Source organism: Rhizobium sp. SEMIA 4085 (genome assembly GCF_013004495.1).
Taxonomy (GTDB): Bacteria; Pseudomonadota; Alphaproteobacteria; order Rhizobiales; family Rhizobiaceae; genus Rhizobium; species Rhizobium gallicum.
Genome location: NZ_JABEPH010000704.1, coordinates 1 through 730 on the forward strand (window position 1 = coordinate 1; position 730 = coordinate 730).

The following is a 730-nucleotide window of genomic DNA, read 5'->3' on the forward strand; positions in this document are numbered from 1 at the left end:
AGAAAATGGGCGCTCGCATCAGGGTCGCAGGCGTAGCGGATTTGACAGGCCCCGAAAAGGTGGATCGGACGGTCAGCTGGCGCGCGACAGCGAGCCCATCCGCCGGAGCGCGTCGACCTGATCGTCAACCGTCGGGACCAACTCGCCGGCATTCTTGTCCATTTCCGCAGGTGCGGGGGCGGCGGCTTCTTCCGCCCCGAAAATGACACTGCAGTTCCGGCCAGCGGCCTTTGCCGCATAGAGTGCACGGTCGGCTGCGGAAATCAGCTTGTCCATATTGGTTTCGGCCGCAGAGCTGAGCGCAATGCCGATGCTGACGGTGGCCGGCACGATCGCCTCGCCGGTTGCGACCGGCACGCGGCAGAATTCGGCGCGGATCGATTCAGCAAGCGCCTCCGCCTCCATCTGGTCGGAAACGATCGCGAAGGCTGCGAATTCCTCGCCTCCCATGCGGCCAAAGACGTTGTCCGGCACGAACTGGCGCGCCGTCCTCGCAAATGCCGAAAGAACGGCGTCGCCCGCCTGATGGCCGAAACGGTCGTTGACGCGTTTGAAATGATCGAGATCGAAAAGCAGGACTGCGATCTGGCGCTTGTCGTCGAAGGCCTTCTCATGCATTGCATCGAACCGGGCGAAAAGGCCGCGGCGGTTCCAGACGCCGGTCAATGAATCGGTGAGGCTCAAGGCGCGCAAGTGCTTTTCGGAACGTTCCATGACCATGCGGCAGGTG

At 62.9% G+C, this 730-nt stretch carries 1 protein-coding gene; it reads right to left on the reverse strand.

From position 1 onward, the window contains the following. Positions 1-72: 72 nt before the first annotated feature. On the reverse strand, positions 73-730 hold a 658-nt coding region (locus tag C9413_RS32515; protein WP_170251643.1), incomplete at its 5' end, for a GGDEF domain-containing protein.